Source organism: Ochrobactrum sp. BTU1 (genome assembly GCA_018798825.1).
Classification (GTDB): Bacteria; Pseudomonadota; Alphaproteobacteria; order Rhizobiales; family Rhizobiaceae; genus Brucella.
In genome coordinates this window covers 227,029-246,087 of record CP076354.1, presented here as the reverse complement: position 1 = coordinate 246,087, position 19,059 = coordinate 227,029, and the positions used below count along the sequence as shown (strand labels likewise).

Below are 19,059 nucleotides of genomic sequence, written 5' to 3'. Positions count from 1 at the left end.
CCTTATCCGTTCAGCTTCTTACCTTCGGGGTCATAGAAGACCATGCCCGAAACAACCGCTTCATGCACTGTACCATCAGGCATCGGCATATAAAGCGTTTCGCCCATGCGATCCTTGCCGCCAGAGACCACGGCCATCGCGATAGACCGGCCAAGCGCCTCGCTCCAATAGGACGAAGTGACATGACCAAGCATGGTCATAGGCAGCGTCTGTTTTGGATCAACGACAATCTGCGCGCCTTCTTCCAGCACCAGCTTCGGATCGTTGGTCAACAGACCCACAAGATGCTTACGATCTGATTTGAGCATATCCGGACGGGCCAGCGAACGCTTGCCAACGAAGTCCGGCTTCTGCTTGCCGACGGCCCAGCCAAGGCTTGCATCATCAGGCGTTACTGTGCCGTCCGTATCCTGACCGACAATGATATAGCCTTTTTCCGCGCGCAGAACGTGCATGGTTTCGGTGCCGTAAGGCGTGATATCATATTGCCGACCGGCCTCATAAAGCGCCTTCCACAGCGACAGACCGTAACGGGCGGGCACGTTGATTTCATAGCCCAGCTCGCCGGTAAAGCTCATGCGGAAGAGACGCGCTGGAACGCCCAGGAATTTGCATTCCGCAACCGACATATGCGGGAAAGCTTCGTCAGAAATATCCAGACCTTCAACCATTGGCTCGATGAGCTTACGCGCATTCGGGCCATTGATTGCGACCACGGCCCACTGTTCGGTGGTCGAGGTCAGCCGCACTTTCAGGTCCGGCCACTCGGTCTGCAGATAGTCTTCCATCATATTGAGAACACGCGCGGCACCGCCGGTTGTGGTCGTCACATGGAAACGATCCTGCGTCAGACGACCGACAACACCGTCATCGCGGATGAAGCCATCTTCTCCAAGCAACAGACCATAACGGCAGCGCCCGACACCAAGCTTTGTCCATGGGTTGGTGTACATGCGGTTCATGAATTCCGCTGCATCCGGGCCGACCACTTCGATCTTGCCGAGCGTGGAGGCGTCGAACATGCCCAGCGACTGACGGGTCGCCTTGCATTCACGCGCCACGGCCTGATGCATGTCTTCGCCAGTTTTTGGGAAGTACCATGCGCGGCGCCACAGCGAGACCGGCTCGAAGGCTGCACCATGCTGTTCGGCCCAGCTATCAATTGGCGTCTTGCGCGTGACATCAAACAGTTTGCCGCGATTATAACCGCAGAAGGCACCGAAGGTCGTCGGTGTGTAAGGCGGACGGAAGGTCGTGAGACCAACCTGTGGTGTCGGGCGCTTGAGCGCATCGGCTGCAACAGCCAGACCGTTGATGTTCGAGGTCTTGCCCTGATCGGTCGCCATGCCATTGGTGGTATAACGCTTGACGTGCTCAATGGAATGGAAACCCTCGCGCACGGCCAGACGAATATCCTTGGCGGTCACATCGTTCTGGAAATCGATGAAAGCCTTGGCCTTGCCCGGATCGCGATCAGTTGGCAATTCGCGACAGCTCACACCATCGCAGACAAAATCACCGGCGACTGCATATTCAGACGCCTTGGACTTATGCCCGGCATCCGAGGCGGCAGCAGCACCCGCTTCCGCACCCTCACGCAATGCGGCCTGCAAATCGAAATTGCCATTGCCTGCACCGGCACAACGGCTTTCCTCAGTGCGTTCGCCCGGCAGATAGATCTGACGTGCCTCATCCCAGACAAGCGAGCCTTTCGTGTGCGAGAACAGATGCACGCTCGGATTCCAGCCGCCAGACATCAAAAGCACATCGCACGAGATCGTGCGGGCAGCACCGACCGAGCCGTTAGAAACCGGATTAGCGCGGACCGACGACACGCGATGGCGTCCGCATGTGTCCGTCACAGTCCAGCCGGTCAGTGTTTCAATGCCGAGCATTTTTGCACGATTGATAAGGCTGTCGGCAACACTTGAACGCACATCGATGATGGCTGGAACCTTGACGCCTGCAACCGCTAGATCGAAAGCCGCGAGCCATGCGCTGTCGTGCGAGGTGACAACGACAGCCTGATTTCCGACCTTGACGCCGTAACGGTTGAGGTAGGTGCGTGCAGCGGACGCCAGCATCACGCCGGGACGGTCATTGCCTGCAAAGACCAGCGGCTTTTCAATCGCGCCCTGCGCCAGCACCACCTGCTTTGCACGCACGCGCCACATGCGTTCACGCGGCGCATTGGTGGCGGGCTTGGCCTGATGATCGGTCAGGCGCTCACAAAGGCCGACCATGTTCTGATGGTAATAGCCAATGGCCGTTGTGCGCGGCAAAAGCGTGACATTCGGATTGGCTTTGAGTTCAGCGATGGTCTCATTCAGCCAATCCCAGCTTGCGCGGCCATTGATGACCGGCTCTGGTTCCGACAGAAGTGAGCCGCCAAATTCGGCCTGTTCGTCAACGAGGATAACTTTCGCACCACTCTTTGCGGCCTCTAAAGCAGCCGCCAGACCGGCAGGTCCACCGCCAGCGATCAGCACGTCGCAGAAAGCATAGCGGCTGGCATAGGTGTCCGGGTCTGGTTCAGATGGCGACTTACCAAGACCGGCAGCGCCACGGATGAAAGGCTCATAGACCTTGTTCCAGAAGCTTTTGGGCCACATGAAGGTCTTGTAGTAAAAACCTGCCGAGAAGAACATGTAGAGCGCATCATTGATGGCGCCGACATCGTGCTTGAGTGACGGCCAATGGTTCTGGGTTTCGGCCTTCAAGCCGTCATAGAGTTCCAGCACCGTTGCGCGGGTGTTCGGCTCATAGCGACCCGGTCCCCTTGAGACGCCCATCAGTGCATTCGGCTCTTCGGAACCGGCAGAAAGAATGCCGCGCGGGCGGTGATATTTAAATGATCGACCGGCCAGATGTTCGCCATTGGCAAGCAAGGCGGAGGCCAGGGTATCGCCTTCAAAACCGGAATAGGTCTTGCCGTTGAAGCTGAACCGCACGGACTTGGCCTTGTTGACACGGCCTTTGTTATGAATGCGCATATCGGTCATTATTTCGCCTCCGCAGCCGGAGTTTCTGCCAAAGCAGCACGGGGTTCACCAGCCTTGTAGGTGGTGACGAACTTGTCGCTCACCGTGTCGCGCACCGCATTGAAGAAGCGACCGCAGCCATTGATATGCCGCCAGCGTTCATAATGAGTGCCGCGTGGATTGGAACGCGTGAACAGGAAATCACGCCATTCATCATCGGAAAGCGTCGATGGGTCGGCTGGACGCGCAATATGCGCTTCGCCCGCATAGGCGAACTCAAGCTCTGGACGTTCCATCTCGCAATAAGGGCAACGGATAAGAAGCATGTTTTATCTCCCTTAGTGCGCAACAGCGGCAGCAGCCGCTTCATCGATCAGACGACCGGTGGTGAAGCGTTCAAGCGTGAACGGTGCGTTGATCCAGTGCGGTTCGTCGCGGGCAATTGTATGCGCAAAGACATGCGCCGAACCCGGTGTTGCCTTGAAGCCGCCCGTGCCCCAGCCGCAATTCACAAACAGGCCCGGAACCGGCGTCTTGCCAATGATCGGCGAACGATCCGGCGTCACGTCAACAATACCGCCCCATTTGCGCAGCATCCGCATACGGGTGAAGATCGGGAAGACTTCGCAAATGGCCGCAAGCGTATGCTCAATCAACGGCAGACCGCCGCGCTGGCTGTAGGACACATACTGGTCGGTGCCGGAGCCGATCACCAGCTCGCCCTTGTCAGACTGGCTGATATAGGCATGGACCGTGTTGGACATGACCACGCAAGGGAAGATCGGCTTGACCGGCTCGGACACCAGCGCCTGCAACGGGAAGCTTTCAAGCGGCATGCGCACGCCTGCCGTATCCATGACAATCGACGTGCTGCCAGCAGCGGAAACCGCCACTTTCTTCGCCTTGATGAAACCGCGTGGCGTATCAACGCCTGTCACGCGACCCGAAGCATCGCGGCGAATGGCCGTAACCGGGCAATTCTGGATGATATCAACGCCGCGCTCCGTCGCACCGCGTGCATAGCCCCATGCAACCGCATCGTGACGGGCCACGCCACCGCGCCGCTGCAAGGTGGCACCAACAACCGGATAACGCGCATTGGCCGAAATATCGAGCGGCGGGCAATAATCCTTCGCCTGCTCCTTAGTCAGCCATTCATTGTCGATGCCATTGAGACGATTGGCATGGATATGACGCTTGAAGCTCTGCACATCATGCACCGTATGCGCCAGCATCATCACCCCGCGCTGCGAGAACATGACATTGTAGTTGAGGTCCTGGCTCAAGCCTTCCCACAGCTTCATCGCATGTTCGTAGAGATGTGCGCTCTCATCATAGAGATAGTTGGAACGGATAATGGTGGTGTTGCGCCCGGTATTGCCGCCGCCAAGCCAGCCTTTTTCGATGACCGCAACATTGGTTATGCCATGCTCCTTGGCCAGATAATAGGCGGCACCCAGACCATGCCCGCCAGCGCCGACAATGATCACATCATATTCGGCCTTGGGTTCGGCATTCGGCCATTGCGGCTTCCAGTTCTTGTTACCGGAAAGCGCGTTGCCAACGATAGAAGCTAACGAAAAGCGGGACATATACAAACCACCAGTCTTACGGTTCACGCTCCCATGTGGCGCATGAAAAACCTCTGTAGATATTTGTATTGGGTCGCGGACGATATCGACAGCAGGCTTGCGTCAAAAGACGTCATAAATACGACATCGGCACCATTTCGCGACATGATGTTTCATGGATGATTAGGCGTTGCAATTCAATCGGCAGCAAGCCAGTAGTAGCCGGGCATTTGATTGTTTCGACCAACGCTACGACTGGATTGCCAATGACCGACACACTGCCGCTCAAGCCGCTCGACCTGCCTGAAAACGAATTCGCGAGTCTCGTGCCGAATGCCAGATTGCGGCAACAGTTCCAGTTCATTCTTGAAGTCGAAAAGCTGAAGCAGGTCATTCGTCGGACACCGCTCCTGGATGCGTCGCGCCGCGAAAACGATGCCGAACACACCTGGGAGCTGGTGCTGATGGCAATGGTTTTACAGGAACATGCAAATGAGAACGTTGATCTGCTGCGTGTGCTCAAGATGCTGATCATCCATGACATCGTTGAGATCGATGCAGGCGACACCTTTATCTATGACGATGCAGGTGCGCTCGACCAGGAAGAGCGTGAAATGCAGGCAGCCACCCGGATATTCGGCATTCTGCCCGAAGATCAGGCGCTGGAATTCCGCGCCCTTTGGGATGAGTTCGAGGCACGCAAAACAGCAGAAGCGCAGTTTGCCCGCGCGATGGATCGGCTGCAGCCACTCCTGCACAACTTCTTCACAAGTGGCGGCACCTGGCATACGCCGGGCGTAACTGCGCCTGTGGTGCTTGACCGGAAGTCACCGATTTCCCATGCATCAGACACGCTTTGGGAAGCTGCACAGCGGATTATCGCGGAAGGTGTTGAGCGCGGATTTTTAAAGCAGAGCTGACCAGCGCCTGATTGGTCAAGCTTGGGTTTGGCAGATTTCTGGTTGTCCGAGACGACAACCAGATGGAACCGCCAAGTCCTTAATATTAGTAACTAATAATATTAGAAAGCTTCCAAATAGTTTTTATCATAATAGGACAATATTGTTGTCCTTTTCTCTTTTCTTTTATTGCGTGAAGCGCTACTCAAGCGTTCATAAACGCCTCTTTAAAGAGGGGTAAAAGCAAGAAAGGTGATTTGATGACTAAGGAGAATCTACTCGAAAGCGCACTCGTTCGTCTGGACGAGGCGGCAAGCCACATCAATATCGATCCGGATGTTATCGAGAAGCTGAAATACGCCCGTGAAACGATGAAAGTGCGCTTGATGATCCGTATGGATGACGGTTCGCGCAAATCCTTTCTTGCATGGCGCTGCCGTTATGACGACACCCGCGGACCAACCAAGGGCGGCATTCGCTACCATCCCGAATCAACGGCTGAAGAAGTCGAAACTCTCGCTTTCTGGATGACCTTCAAGTGCGCCGTCATGAATCTGCCTTACGGCGGCGGCAAGGGCGCAATCCAGGTCGATCCTCGCAAGCTTTCCAAGGCAGAACTTGAGCGCCTTTCGCGCGCCTATATTCAGGCTTTCTCCGGCATTATCGGCCCGGACCGCGATATTCCGGCACCAGACGTCTATACCAACTCCATGATTATGGGCTGGATGGCAGACGAATATTCGCAGATCGTCGGTCAGTCTTCGCCTGCGGTTATCACCGGCAAGCCACTAGCACTCGGCGGTTCACTGGGTCGTAATGATGCGACCGCACGCGGCGGCTTCTATCTCGTTCGCCATCTGGCGCATGATCTTGGCCTTGCGTCGCAGCTTCGCGTCACCGTTCAGGGCTTCGGCAATGCCGGTCAGTTCTTTGCAAAACTGATGGCCAGCGACGGCCATAAGATCGTTGCCGTTTCGGATTCGTCGGGTGCTGTTTATTGCGCAAACGGTCTTGATCTTGACCTGTTGTTGAAAGCCAAGGATCAGGGCAAGTCGGTTGTTTCCACCGCTGGCAGCAACGGTCATGAAGCGATCAGCGCTGATGAACTGCTTGCAGTTGATTGCGATGTGCTTGCGCCAAGCGCCATGGAAAACATGATCCATGTCGACAACGCCGCTTCCATCAAGAGCAAGTTGATTGTTGAGCTGGCAAACGGTCCTGTGACGCCAGAAGCCGACAAAATTCTCGAGCAAAAGGGCGTTATCGTTCTGCCGGATATTCTGGCCAATGCCGGTGGCGTGACGGTTTCCTATTTTGAATGGGTTCAGAACCGCCAAGGCTATTACTGGACGCTTGAAGAAATCCATGAGCGCCTGAAGACCATCATGGAACGTGAAGGCCGCGCCATCTGGAACCATGCCAAGCAGCACAAGGTAACTGTTCGCTCAGCAGCCTATGTTCATGCGCTGGAACGCCTTGCACAGGCTATCGAGGCGCACGGCACGCAGAATTATTTCTCTGCCTGATTATATATTTCGAGACGGCCCTCCTGTCAGCTATCTGACAGGAGGGAATTTCTAACCATCACAATTTTTCAGTCTGACAATCGTATAATACTTGCCCAAAAGACTCTTTGAATAGCGCCTCACCGTTCCTATATCCTGTAAAATCATGAAACAGCGAGGAATGGGATGAATATCGGGCAAGCCGCCAAAGCATCGGGCATATCGGCGAAAATGATCCGCCATTATGAAACCATCGGGCTTATCGAGGCTGCCGACAGAACCAGCTCGGGCTATCGCGTCTATACGCAAAATGATGTCGAAACGCTGCGTTTCATCCGATCAAGTCGTGATCTTGGATTTCAGGTCGAACAGATCAAGGAACTGCTTGCCCTCTGGCGCGACCGCAACCGTGCGTCTTCCGATGTGAAGAAGGTCGCATTGCAGCATGTCGAAGACCTCGAAGCCAAGATGAAGCAGTTGCAGAACATGGCTGATACGCTGCGTCACCTCGCCCATAATTGCCATGGCGACAACCGGCCCGATTGCCCGATCATCCATGAGCTTGCCAGCCACAGCGCACCGAAGGCCGTTCGCCCAGCCCCGCGCAAAGGCGAATTGCTGCACGGAAAAATCTGACGGGCGCCTTTGAGAGATAAGAGCATATAAGCAAAACGCCGAGAATTTCCCGGCGTTTCTGTTTGATGTGCGCTGTCGATTACTTTTATACCAAGGCGGCTCAAGATGCTGACGCATCACGCCTTGAAAAAGTTCAATTGCCACTCGGGCTTAACCAAAACTCCATGAGTCATACTCATGGAGTTTTGATATTACGCGCATCTCGGTCCGAAAGACACGGCTTATTTCGGCAGCGTATAGGCAATCACATAGTCGCCCGGCTTGGTGCCGACCGAACCATGACCGCCCGCGACCATCAGCACGAATTGCTGATCACCAACGGTGTAGGTCATTGGTGTGGACTGACCGCCTGCAGGCAGACGCGCTTCCCACAGAACCTCACCATTGGTGAGATTATAAGCACGGAGATAATCATCCACCGCAGCACCCAGGAAGGCTACGCCACCAGCGGTGATCATCGGACCACCAATGCCCGGTACGCCCACCTTGAATGGCAGCGGAACCGGTGCCATGTCACGGATCGTACCGTTGCGGTGCTTATAGACCGTCTTGCCTGTGCGCAGATCGACACCCGCGACATAGCCCCATGGCGGCGACTGACACGGAATGCCAAGCGGGCTCAGGAATGGCCCCATGAACACGCCGTAAGGCGCACCATCATTGCGGTTCAGACCCTGTTCGCTGCCCTTCTCGTCCTGACCGCGCGGCGGAATATCCGCACGCGGCACAAGGCGCGAGGTGAAAGCGAGATAGGTCGGCATACCGAACATCACCTGACGCTCAGGATCGACCGCCACGCTGCCCCAGTTGAAGACACCAAAATTGCCCGGATAGACAATCGTGCCTTTGAGAGAAGGCGGCGTGTAACGTCCCTCATAGAAATGCTTGTGGAACGCAATGCGGCAAGCGAGCTGATCGAACAATGTCACGCCCCACATATCGCTTTCCCTGAGCGGTGGCGGACTGAATGTCAGATCAGAGATCGGTTGCGTTGGTGATGTGTGATCTTCCGGGATTGCGCCGGTCGGTGCCGCCATCTCACTGATCGGGATGATCGGCTCGCCAGTGCGGCGGTCGAGCACATAGAGATCGCCCTGCTTGGTCGGACCAACCAGTGCGGGAACGCCATTGATATCAAGCAGGACCGGCTGTGCTGGCACGTCCATGTCCCACAGATCGTGATGGACGGTCTGGCGAACCCACTTCACCTGCCCTGTGTTCACATCCAGCGCCACGATGGACGACGAATATTTTTCGACATTTTCGCTGCGGCCCATGCCGAGCTGATCCGGCACCTGATTGCCAAGTGGAATGAAGATCAGACCAAGCTTTTCATCAACACTCGATACCGACCAGCTGTTCGGAGAATTGGTCGTATAGTGCTGGCCTTCCGGCAGAGGTGTGGTGACATCGGGATTTCCCGAATCCCAGTTCCACAGCAGCTCTCCGGTACGGATATCGAAGGCGCGAATGACGCCAGACTGTTCTTCAGTCGAGTAATTATCATTGACGGCACCGCCGACAATGATCTTGTCACCCACGACCGCCGGTGGCGAGGTTGAGTAGTAGTAACCTGCCGGATTATATTTCATGCCGTGGCTGAGATCGAGCGTACCGCCATTGGCGAAATCGGTGCAGATCTCGCCGCTTTGCGTATCCAGCGCGATCAGACGAGCGTCAGACGTCGGCAGATAAACGCGTTCTGAACATTTCGCACCAGCAGTTGCAGTCGAATCCTTCCAGTAGCTGACGCCACGGCAGGTCTGGTGCTGGCGATCGGTGTTGAAGCCGACCTTCGGATCGAACTTCCACTTTTCCTTGCCGGTCGCAGCATCAAGGGCGATAGCCCAGTTATGCGGCGTGCAAAGGAAGAGCGAGTCGCCGATTTTGAGTGGCGTCACCTGATAGGTGGTTTCACCCACATCTTCCGGCTGCTTCACATCACCGGTCTGGTATTGCCAGGCGACCTGAAGTTTGGAGACATTTTCAGGCGTTATCTGTGCAAGCGGCGAGTAGCGCTGTCCGTAAGGTGTGCGCCCATATTGGTGCCATTCACCATCAGGCACATTGCCACCGAGATCAGGCGTTGCGGCAACCTTTTCCGTTGGTAGGTTGCCATTGATGCTGGTTGGGTCCTGCGTCATCGAATAGCCGGCAACAACAAGTGCTGCGAGCGTCGCTATCGTGAGTGGCAAGCCACCGCCGTTCAGCGGCTTTCTGACCCATGGCGTGAGCAGCCAAAGGCCAAGCAGAACAATGATGCCGCCGGTTGAGCCAAGCCGCCACCAATCGAAGCCAACTTCATAAACCGCCCAGCCGAGCGCTCCAAGGATGACCAGCGCGTAAATCCAGAGCGCCAGAGAGCTTCGTTTGAGAAGAAAGAAGCCGGTCAGCAGAAAGCCTACAGCAATCGCTATGAAGGCCCAGCTGCCACCCAATGTGGCGAGGTAGATACCGGCTGCGCCGAGCGCAAGACCAATCAGTAAAAACAGAATAGACGTCAGAGAAACAAGCAAGACATTACCCCCTTCAAGTAGTGACTGCAGTCCCGCCGTGCATGACTGTTACTTGAAACAAAGATGCACGGATTAAACCGAATTCGATGCATTTCTGATTTGGGTAGGCCTCATATTGGTAGAAGTGTCGCAGCAAATTGATTGCTGCGCAACACGGCTTGCCTGCTCATCCACATAGGCGGCAAAATAAAAAATCCAGTGGCAAATGTTTAAAAGCAATATCGCCTGTCGGCAGCGAGAAGACTGCCGACAGGATAACCCAATAATCAGGCCATCGGGCTTTTGAAACTGCGCAGGCGCAAAGCATTGCTCAGCACGAAGATGCTCGAAAGCGCCATCGCACCTGCTGCCAGCACCGGCGAAAGAAGCGTGCCGGTAAACGGATAAAGAATACCAGCGGCAACCGGAATCAACGCCACGTTATAGGCAAAAGCCCAGAACAGGTTTTCGCTGATGTTGCGGATTGTGGCCTTTGAGATTGCAATCGCATTGACCACGCCACGCAGATCACCTGACATCAGCACAACATCAGCGCTTTCAATCGCAATATCCGTGCCTGTGCCAATCGCAATACCCACATCGGCGGAAGCCAAAGCTGGTGCATCATTGATGCCGTCACCCACAAAGGCAATGCGCTTGCCCCCAGCCGAAAGGCGCTTCAAAGCTTCGACCTTGCCGTCCGGCAGCACTTCCGCAACCACTTCATCAATGCCAAGGCGCTTGGCAATCGCCTGAGCAGTGCGGCGGTTGTCGCCGGTAATCATCGCGACTTTGAGACCCTGCTCATGCATGGCAGCAATGGCGGCGGGCGTGGTTTCCTTCATCGGGTCGGCAACCGTGATAATGGCAGCGAGCTTGCCGTCGATTGCTGCATAAAGTGGGGTCTGGCCTTCATCGCCAAGACGGCTCGCATCATCCGCAAACACCGCTACATCCAGACCGAGCTTCGCCATATAGCGATCAGCACCAATGGCAACTTCACGGCCTGAAACGCTGGCCTTAAGCCCGAAACCGGGAACGGATTCAAAGGCCGAAACATCGGCAAGTTTCAGTCCCTTTTCCTTTGCAGCCGTCACAATCGCATCAGCAATTGGATGCTCGGAACGTGCTTCCACCGCTGCAACCAGCGCCAGGGCTTCATCCTTATCGATGCCATCGACAACAGCGAAATGCGCCAAAGCCGGCTTACCTTGTGTCAGCGTGCCGGTTTTGTCGACTGCAATCACTGATGCATCACGCAGGGTTTGCAGCGCGTCGCCACGACGGAACAGAACGCCAAATTCTGCAGCGCGACCCGTGCCCACCATAATCGAGGTCGGCGTTGCAAGCCCCATGGCACATGGGCAGGCGATAATGACAACCGCAATAGCATTGACCAGCGCGTAGCCCATCATGGCTGTGCCGCCGATAACCAGCCATGCAATGAAAGTAAGGACCGCAGCAGCCATAACTGCAGGCACGAACCAGCCAGTGACCTTATCAACCTTGGCCTGAATGGGCAGCTTGTCAGCCTGCGCGTCCTCAACCATCCGCACGATCTGCGAGATGACCATATCACGGCCAACCTTGGTTGCACGGAATGTGAAGGCGCCGGTTTTGTTGATCGTGCCGCCGACGACTTCCGCGCCCTCTTCCTTGGCAACGGGTACGGGTTCGCCGGTAATCATCGATTCATCCACAAAGGACGAGCCTTCGATCACCTCGCCATCGACGGGAACTTTCTCGCCCGGACGCACCTGAACGATATCGCCAACGCGCACATCTTCAAGCGGCACATCGATCGCGTCGTCATTGCGCAGCACGCGGGCCGACTTGGCCTGCAAGCCAACGAGACGGCTGATCGCAGCCGAGGTTCGGCCCTTGGCACGAGCTTCCAGATAACGGCCAATCAGGATCAGCGTGACAATGACAGCAGCGGCCTCAAAATAGACGTTGACTGTTCCTGCCGGCAGAATATCCGGCCAGAAGGTTGCAACGACCGAAAAGCCCCATGCGGCGGCTGTTCCGACAACCACCAGCGAGTTCATGTCGGGTGCGGCACGCAGAAGGGCCGGAATGCCTTTCTTGAAAAAGCGCATACCCGGGCCGAAGAGGACAAGTGTTGTCAGCACAAACTGGAAATACCAGCTGTTCTGCATTCCAATCGTGTCCATGACGAACATGTGCACCGCTGGAACGATATGCGATCCCATTTCAAGAATGAAAACCGGCAGAGTCAGAACCGCAGCAAGGATGACGTTCTTTTTCAGCTCAAGCGCTTCCGCATCGCGCTTGTCAGATTGCGTTTCCTGCTTGGCATCGCTGCGTGCCTCTTCAAGAGAACGCGCTTCATAGCCCGCGGTTTCAACCGCCTTGATAAGATCACCAAGCGGCACCTGGCCAGCCAATTGGACATGAGCGCGTTCGGTCGCGAGATTAACGCTGGCGCGGGTTACGCCCGGTACGGCATTCAATGCCTTTTCAACCTTGCTCACACAGGAAGCACAGCTCATGCCTTCAATGGCGAGATCGGCACTTCCCGACGGCACGTCATAGCCTGCCTTGCGGATCGCATCGATGACGGCTGGCATGTCGGGTGCGGCCTTGAAGGTCACATCGGCGCGCTCGGTCGCAAGATTGACAGACACCTTGTCAACGCCCGGTACTTTCGCGACAGCCTTCTCAACAGATGACACGCAAGAGGCACAGCTCATGCCCTCGACGGGAATGGCGAAACTTGTGTTTTCGGATTTGACTGGCTTGTTCATGGCAATCCCTTCTTCTGCGCATCGTGCTTTCCGAAGATCGTTGCCGATTTTTGAGCCGATGCTGCAGCCCCTTTTTAAAGGGCTAGATACTGAGTTGCATCATAAGTAACCCTTCCCACCGTTGGAAGGTCAAGCCTTATTCATAAATGATTTTCAGATGGCCATTTCGTTCTGCGGCTGCATTGCAGCGAGGATTGATCCGCAGCGGGTCTGGATGAATTCTGGCACCTCAGCTGCAGGCATTGGACGCCCCATCAGGAAGCCCTGCACCTCGCCGAAATTCTGCTTGCGCAGGCATTCAAGCTGCTGCGTGGTTTCCACGCCTTCAGCAGTCGTTACAATCCGGAAACCAGCGCCCAGCGTGGCGACCGCCTGAATGATCGCAAGATCACGGGTATCGACTTCGATGCCCGATACAAAACTGCGGTCAACCTTGATCTTGTCGAACGGGAACGAGCGCAGATAGCTGAGCGATGAATAGCCAGTGCCGAAATCATCCATGGCAATCCGCACGCCCAGGCGGCGCAACTCAAACAGCAGTTCGATATTGTGTTTGCTGTTTTGCAGGAATACGGATTCCGTAATTTCAAGTTCGAGACGGTCCGGAGACAGGGCTGCCTCCTCAAGCGCTTCCGTGACAGAATCGAGCAGCGTTGTCTGATTGAACTGTACCGGAGAAAGATTGACCGAAACCTTGATCTCATCCGGCCAGGAAGCTGCCTGACAACAAGCCTGTCTCAGCACCCAATCGCCGATGGGGCCGATAAGCCCGGCTTCTTCTGCAATCGGAATGAACTCAACCGGCGAGACCATGCCCAGCGATGGATGACGCCAGCGCAGCAGGGCTTCGAAGCCGGATATACGACCTGATTCCAGATTGAAGATCGGTTGGTAATGCAGCTCGAACTGCTTCGCGGCCAAGGCCACCCGCAGATCAGTTGTCATCGCATGGCGTTTCTCAACAGCCAGTCGCAGCGAATGTTGGTAGAAGCGGAACGTTCGCCGACCATCCGCCTTGGCGGCATAAAGCGCCAAATCAGCATTGCGCATCAGCACGTCGGTATCTTCACCATGCAGAGGCGCCTGAGCGATGCCAAGACTGCAAGACACGAATTCCGTCGTATCACCGAGATCAAACGGGTCCTGAAAGGCTGAAAGAAGGCGGTCCGCAAACATGGCAATCTGCGAAATCGCATCGCTGCGATAGATGATGGCAAACTCATCGCCACCAAGTCGCGCGAGAAACTGATCGCAAGTCGTGATGTTCTTAAGACGCGTCGCCACCTGATTGAGCAGCAGATCACCTATCTGGTGCCCCCTGCTGTCATTAATGGTCTTGAAGTGGTCGATGTCGAGATAGAACAGCGCAAACGCCGGAGCACTGTCGCCCTTTTTCAGAATATTTTCAATATATTGCGAGAAATAGGCACGGTTCGGCAGATCCGTCAGACTGTCGTGCATGGCGATATGCGTCATGCGCTGTTCAGTCTCGCGTCGCTCAGTAATATCTTCGACAAGCCCGATCAGGTAACGCGATTTATCGCCTTCAACAGGTGGAATGGGACGTTTGATGATCCGCATCCGGCGCGGTGTGCCGTCAGCGCAACGAATATCCCGCTCAATCGTCAACACATCGCCGCGGCGCATTGCCAGCCGATCCTGCTGCGTCAGAAGCTTTGCTTCCTCGCTTGGGAAAATTTCGGCATCGATCGAGCCAACTACATGGTCGACATTGTGACCGCTGATCGTGGACGCTGCCTGATTGTAGAGAACATATCGGCCTTCGTCCTGCATATCCTTGACGAAAACACCAAGCGGCATGTTGTTGACCAGTCCATCAAGCAGAGACTGCACATGACTTGCCTGCCGTGTCGCCTCTGCCAGTTCGGTCATGTCTTGAACGATTGCCAGAATGACCTGCTTGCCGTCGAAGACGACCTGGCGTCCGTAAGTGAGAACCTCGATGGTTTCGCCGTTGGCTTTGAGATGCTGCCAGCGTTCGGGACGCTCCAGATCGCTCCTGTCGCGCACGGCTGCAAACATCCGCTCCCGCTCGGTCTGCGGACGGATATCAAGCACTGTCATGCCGGGGATTTCGTCTGCAGAATAGCCGTAAAGCGCATGGGCCGCTTCATTCATGACAATGAATGCTAGCGTTTCAGGATCATAGACCCACATGGGTGTCGGATGAGTTGTAAAAAGAATACGGAAATCCTCGTCGGATGTGCGCACCATCGCATCACCCGAGTGAGCCTCACCGGCTTCCCGCTTCCTCATCATTGGTCCCTCATCAGACAAATCCTGACTGGATGTTTTCCGCTCTCATGCGAGAGTTAACCCGGAGAATCAGATCAAACTGTCTGTAGCAGGACGATGCAATCCGGTGGATAGCTTACAGTCTAGAATTTTAACAAATTATATACAAATTATCAAAATCCCTAATTTAGCGCCTGCAATTTGTCGTTTTACAGTCTCTTGACCGGCCTGCTGTTCCGGCCTATGCCTAAGACACAAAATTCGTTGGGGTGCCTTCGAAGCAAGATCAGGAAAAGCGCTAAACGGTTTTCCATCCGACCTTGCGACACAAAAGGCTGAGAGACGCTGACCGCGTTAACCCATTGAACCTGATCCGGGTAATACCTGCGTAGGGAACGGAGTTTGGCGCGTCGCGAACAAGGAGGATTTCATCCTCCGTGGGGCAAAGCCCCAAAACCCGTTCATGACGTCTCAATTTTCCGTTCGGAATGAGAGACGACATGATGGACTTAAGACAAAGCCTCTCCCGAACAAAAGCAAGCAACAGCAATGGTGCGTCCGTGCCTATTTGCGTGACTATTGCTGGCTCCGACAGCGGCGGCGGTGCTGGCATTCAGGCTGATCTCAAAACTTTTTCAGCACTGAACGTCTATGGCGCGAGCGTCATTACAGCGATCACCGCACAGAACACATTAACGGTCACAGCAGTCCACGATGTTCCGGCTGAAATCGTTGCAGCACAGATCGATGCAGTCTTCAGCGATCTCAATGTGGCCTCGGTCAAGATCGGCATGGTGTCGGTGCCGGAAACCATTCAGGCAATCGCCAAAGGCCTTAGGCATTTCTCTGGCCCGGTGGTTCTTGATCCGGTGATGGTGGCGAAATCCGGCGACAGACTTTTAAGCGAAGCCGCAATCTCGACATTGCGCGAAAAGCTGATCCCGCTTGCCAGCGTTCTGACGCCAAACCGGCCAGAAGCTGCCTGCCTGCTCGATTGTGCCATCGCGCGTAATGATGATGAAGCAGAAGAACAAGGGCGCGCTTTGCTCAAGCTCGGCGCGAAAGCCGTGCTGATGAAGGGGGGCCATGCGGAGGGCGACATCTGCACCGACCTTCTCATCCGTGCCAATCTACCGACAATCCGTCTGGAAGCGCAGCGCATCTACACGCAAAACACCCATGGAACTGGATGCACGCTTTCATCAGCAATTGCAGCGGGTCTCGGCAAAGGGCTTTCGCTGGAAAAAGCCCTTCGTGAAGCGCACAGCTATCTGCAAGCAGCCATCCGCTCTGCCAACACATTGCAGGTCGGAAGCGGGCACGGCCCCGTGCATCACTTCCACGCCTTGTGGGAGATTGCATAATGCGCGTCACCATCATCGGCGCAGGTGTTGCAGGTCTTGCCTGTGCCGCAGAATTTAGTGACCAAGGCCACGCTGTCACCGTCATTGCCAAAAGCACCGCAATCGGCTCCGACAGCTGTTCGTGGTTTGCGGGGGGAATGCTAGCCCCGTGGTGCGAAGGCGAGAGTGCGGAAGAACCCGTCGTAAGGCTGGGGCAAGAAGCGATTAGCTGGTGGGAACGGCATGTTTCAACAGTCCACCGCAAGGGCACACTTGTCATTTCACACACACGCGATACGACTGAGCTGCGCCGCTTTGCCCGCCGCACGCAAGCCTTCGACACAATTGATTCCGAACAGATTGATGCACTGGAGCCGGACCTTGCAGGCCGTTTCCGGCAGGGGCTTTTCTTTACTGAGGAAGGCCACCTCAATCCGCGCAATACACTGATCGAACTTGCCGAAAACCTGCAAAAGAAAGGCGTCGTCTTTCATCTCGGGCAAGATGCGAAAGATGTAAAAATCGACACCGATATCACCGTCGATGCGCGTGGTCTGGCAGCGCGCGATCAATTGCAGGATCTGCGCGGCGTAAAGGGCGAAATGCTGGTGGTTCGCTCCCGCGACATCAATCTTTCGCGCCCTGTGCGCCTGCTGCATCCGCGCATTCCGCTCTACATCGTGCCGCGCGGTGACGGCATTCATATGATCGGCGCAACCATGATCGAAAGCGATGAGAGAGGCGGCATCAGCGTTCGCTCGACGCTGGAAATGTTAAGCGCCGCCTATGCGCTGCATCCGGCATTTGGCGAGGCGGAAATTCTGGAAACCGGCGTCGATGCCCGCCCTGCCTTCCCCGACAATCTGCCGCGTGTGCGCAAGCGTGGACAAATAATCTATGTCAACGGGCTTTACCGGCACGGCTTTCTGCTCTCGCCTGCGGTTGCACGCATGGCGGTTGCGGCAACAACCGAGACCGAACAACAACCTGAACTTCTGGAGAACCTGGCATGACCATCGTTTTAAATGGCGAGGTCTTTGAGACCAAAAGCGCCAATCTTTTGGCTCTGCTTGCAGAAATCGAACTTGATGAAGCGGTGGTCGCAACCGCGCTCAATGGCGAATTCATTGCAGGCGATGAACGCGAGGAAACTCTCATCGGTGAAGGTGACCGCATCGAAGTGCTCGCACCGATGCAGGGAGGCTAAGATGCTGGAATTTTACGGAAAAACATTTGAAAGCCGCCTGCTATTGGGCACGGCGCAATATCCGTCCCCCTCTATTCTTGCTGACAGCGTCCGCTCATCACAGTCGGAAATCGTGACGGTTTCGCTGCGGCGCGAGAGCGGGAATATGCGTGCTGGTCAGGACTTCTGGACACTGATCAAAGATCTGGGTGTTTCGGTTTTGCCCAATACTGCCGGTTGCCATACCGCACGCGAAGCAATCACCACGGCAAAAATGGCGCGTGACGTTTTCGGCACCAACTGGATCAAGCTTGAAGTCATCGGCGATCACGACACGTTGCAGCCCGATCCTTTCGGGCTGGTCGAAGCAGCCCGTATTCTCTGCGATGAAGGCTTTGAGGTCTTTCCCTATATGAATGACGATCTGGTGGTTGCGGAAAAGCTGATTGAGGCAGGCTGCAAGGTGTTGATGCCATGGGGCGCGCCGATTGGTTCTGGTCGTGGCCTCAACAATCCTTATGCGCTTAAAACCATGCGCGCGCATTTCCCCGATATTCCACTGGTCGTGGATGCCGGTATTGGCGTGCCATCGCACGCTGCAACCGCCATGGAACTTGGCTTTGATGCCGTGCTGATCAACACTGCGGTTGCCAAAGCAGGTGATCCAGCCGCTATCGCCCGCGCTTTTGCGCTCGCTGTTGAAGCTGGCCGCATCGCCTATGAAGCCGATCCGATTGAAGCCCGCGACATGGCTGCCCCCTCCACTCCATTACTCGGAAAGGCATTTTTGTAATGGCCCTTGATCCGTTCTACCCGATCTTTGACAGCGCCAACTGGTGTGAGCGCATGGTGCCGCTTGGCATCAAACTCGTGCAGCTGCGCATCAAGGATAAGAACGACGCTGAACTGCGCGCAGAAATCCGCGCAGCCCGCGAAATTTGCGCGCGATATGATTGCCAGCTCATCGTCAATGACTACTGGAAACTGGCGATTGAGGAAGGCTGCGACTTCGTACATCTCGGTCAGGAAGACCTTGATGATGCTGATCTTGATGCAATCCGCGAGAGCGGCGTGAAGCTCGGTGTATCCAGCCATGATGAGGCTGAACTTGATCGCGCATTAGCGCTAAAGCCAGCCTATATCGCGCTCGGCCCTGTCTATCCGACCATTCTCAAAAAGATGAAATGGCATGAACAGGGACTGGACCGCGTCAGTCAATGGAAAGCCACCCTTGGTGATATTCCGCTTGTTGGCATTGGCGGCATGAATGTCGATCGCGCGCCGGGCGTCTTTAAAGCCGGAGCTGACATTGTATCCGTCGTCACCGACATCACTCTCAACCCCGATCCCGAAGCCCGCGTGCGGCAATGGATCGAAGTTACACGCCCCTATGTAAAGTAGACCTAATATTCGCTTTAA

At 55.5% G+C, this 19,059-nt stretch carries 14 protein-coding genes and 1 riboswitch; of the genes, 8 read left to right on the top strand and 6 right to left on the bottom strand.

Annotated features, from left to right (window positions below):
* Positions 1 to 2: 2 nt before the first annotated feature.
* Genes KMS41_01095 through KMS41_01085 form a run of 3 tightly spaced genes read right to left on the bottom strand, consistent with a single transcriptional unit; the run spans position 3 to position 4,573 of the window.
* Complete coding sequence (locus KMS41_01095; GenBank protein ID QWK77874.1) at positions 3 to 3,002, bottom strand: sarcosine oxidase subunit alpha; 3,000 nt, start codon at positions 3,000 to 3,002, stop codon at positions 3 to 5.
* Entirely contained in the window at positions 3,002 to 3,307 is a 306-nt protein-coding gene (locus KMS41_01090) for a sarcosine oxidase subunit delta (protein ID QWK77873.1), read from the bottom strand. Before KMS41_01090 ends, KMS41_01095 begins: the two co-directional genes overlap by 1 nt.
* A 12-nt stretch (positions 3,308 to 3,319) precedes the next feature.
* A complete protein-coding gene (locus KMS41_01085) occupies positions 3,320 to 4,573 on the bottom strand; it encodes a sarcosine oxidase subunit beta family protein (protein QWK77872.1) in 1,254 nt (417 codons plus the stop codon).
* A gap of 245 nt (positions 4,574 to 4,818) precedes the next feature.
* On the opposite strand from KMS41_01085, the gene KMS41_01080 reads away from it, so the two are divergent.
* The 3 genes from KMS41_01080 (at position 4,819) to cueR (ending at position 7,592) form a co-directional block, all read left to right on the top strand.
* On the top strand, positions 4,819 to 5,472 hold the full coding sequence (locus KMS41_01080; GenBank protein QWK77871.1) for an HD domain-containing protein: 654 nt from the start codon (positions 4,819 to 4,821) through the stop codon (positions 5,470 to 5,472).
* Between the two features lie 239 nt (positions 5,473 to 5,711).
* The gene (locus tag KMS41_01075; GenBank protein QWK77870.1) at positions 5,712 to 6,977 is read left to right on the top strand and encodes a Glu/Leu/Phe/Val dehydrogenase; all 1,266 of its coding nucleotides are present in this window, start codon (positions 5,712 to 5,714) and stop codon (positions 6,975 to 6,977) included.
* A 165-nt stretch (positions 6,978 to 7,142) separates the two neighbouring features.
* The gene (gene cueR / locus KMS41_01070) at positions 7,143 to 7,592 is read left to right on the top strand and encodes a Cu(I)-responsive transcriptional regulator (GenBank protein QWK77869.1); all 450 of its coding nucleotides are present in this window, start codon (positions 7,143 to 7,145) and stop codon (positions 7,590 to 7,592) included.
* Positions 7,593 to 7,813: 221 nt separating this feature from the next.
* Here cueR and KMS41_01065 read toward each other — a convergent pair whose 3' ends face one another.
* From KMS41_01065 to KMS41_01055, 3 genes are all read right to left on the bottom strand, one after another.
* Positions 7,814 to 10,108 carry a glucose/quinate/shikimate family membrane-bound PQQ-dependent dehydrogenase gene (locus tag KMS41_01065; protein ID QWK77868.1) on the bottom strand — a complete coding sequence of 765 codons (2,295 nt, stop codon included), beginning with the start codon at positions 10,106 to 10,108 and terminating at the stop codon, positions 7,814 to 7,816.
* A gap of 266 nt (positions 10,109 to 10,374) precedes the next feature.
* Positions 10,375 to 12,855: a heavy metal translocating P-type ATPase gene (locus KMS41_01060; GenBank protein QWK77867.1), complete on the bottom strand. Its 2,481-nt coding sequence runs from the start codon at positions 12,853 to 12,855 to the stop codon at positions 10,375 to 10,377.
* Positions 12,856 to 13,008: 153 nt separating this feature from the next.
* Complete coding sequence (locus KMS41_01055) at positions 13,009 to 15,090, bottom strand: EAL domain-containing protein (protein QWK78732.1); 2,082 nt, start codon at positions 15,088 to 15,090, stop codon at positions 13,009 to 13,011.
* Positions 15,091 to 15,366: 276 nt separating this feature from the next.
* Positions 15,367 to 15,523: riboswitch (TPP riboswitch) on the top strand.
* A 91-nt stretch (positions 15,524 to 15,614) separates the two neighbouring features.
* On the opposite strand from KMS41_01055, the gene thiD reads away from it, so the two are divergent.
* The 5 genes from thiD to KMS41_01030 are packed head-to-tail and all read left to right on the top strand — an operon-like array spanning position 15,615 to position 19,041.
* Positions 15,615 to 16,475, top strand: a complete 861-nt coding sequence (gene thiD / locus KMS41_01050; GenBank protein ID QWK78731.1) for a bifunctional hydroxymethylpyrimidine kinase/phosphomethylpyrimidine kinase — start codon at positions 15,615 to 15,617, stop codon at positions 16,473 to 16,475.
* Positions 16,475 to 17,467: a glycine oxidase ThiO gene (thiO, locus tag KMS41_01045; protein ID QWK77866.1), complete on the top strand. Its 993-nt coding sequence runs from the start codon at positions 16,475 to 16,477 to the stop codon at positions 17,465 to 17,467. Before thiD ends, thiO begins: the two co-directional genes overlap by 1 nt.
* Entirely contained in the window at positions 17,464 to 17,661 is a 198-nt protein-coding gene (gene thiS / locus KMS41_01040) for a sulfur carrier protein ThiS (protein ID QWK77865.1), read from the top strand. The genes thiO and thiS overlap by 4 nt, the downstream gene beginning before the upstream one ends.
* 1 nt (position 17,662) lies before the next feature.
* Positions 17,663 to 18,433, top strand: coding sequence for a thiazole synthase (locus tag KMS41_01035; protein QWK77864.1), 771 nt, complete (start codon positions 17,663 to 17,665; stop codon positions 18,431 to 18,433).
* The gene (locus tag KMS41_01030) at positions 18,433 to 19,041 is read left to right on the top strand and encodes a thiamine phosphate synthase (protein QWK77863.1); all 609 of its coding nucleotides are present in this window, start codon (positions 18,433 to 18,435) and stop codon (positions 19,039 to 19,041) included. The genes KMS41_01035 and KMS41_01030 overlap by 1 nt, the downstream gene beginning before the upstream one ends.
* Positions 19,042 to 19,059 lie beyond the last annotated feature (18 nt).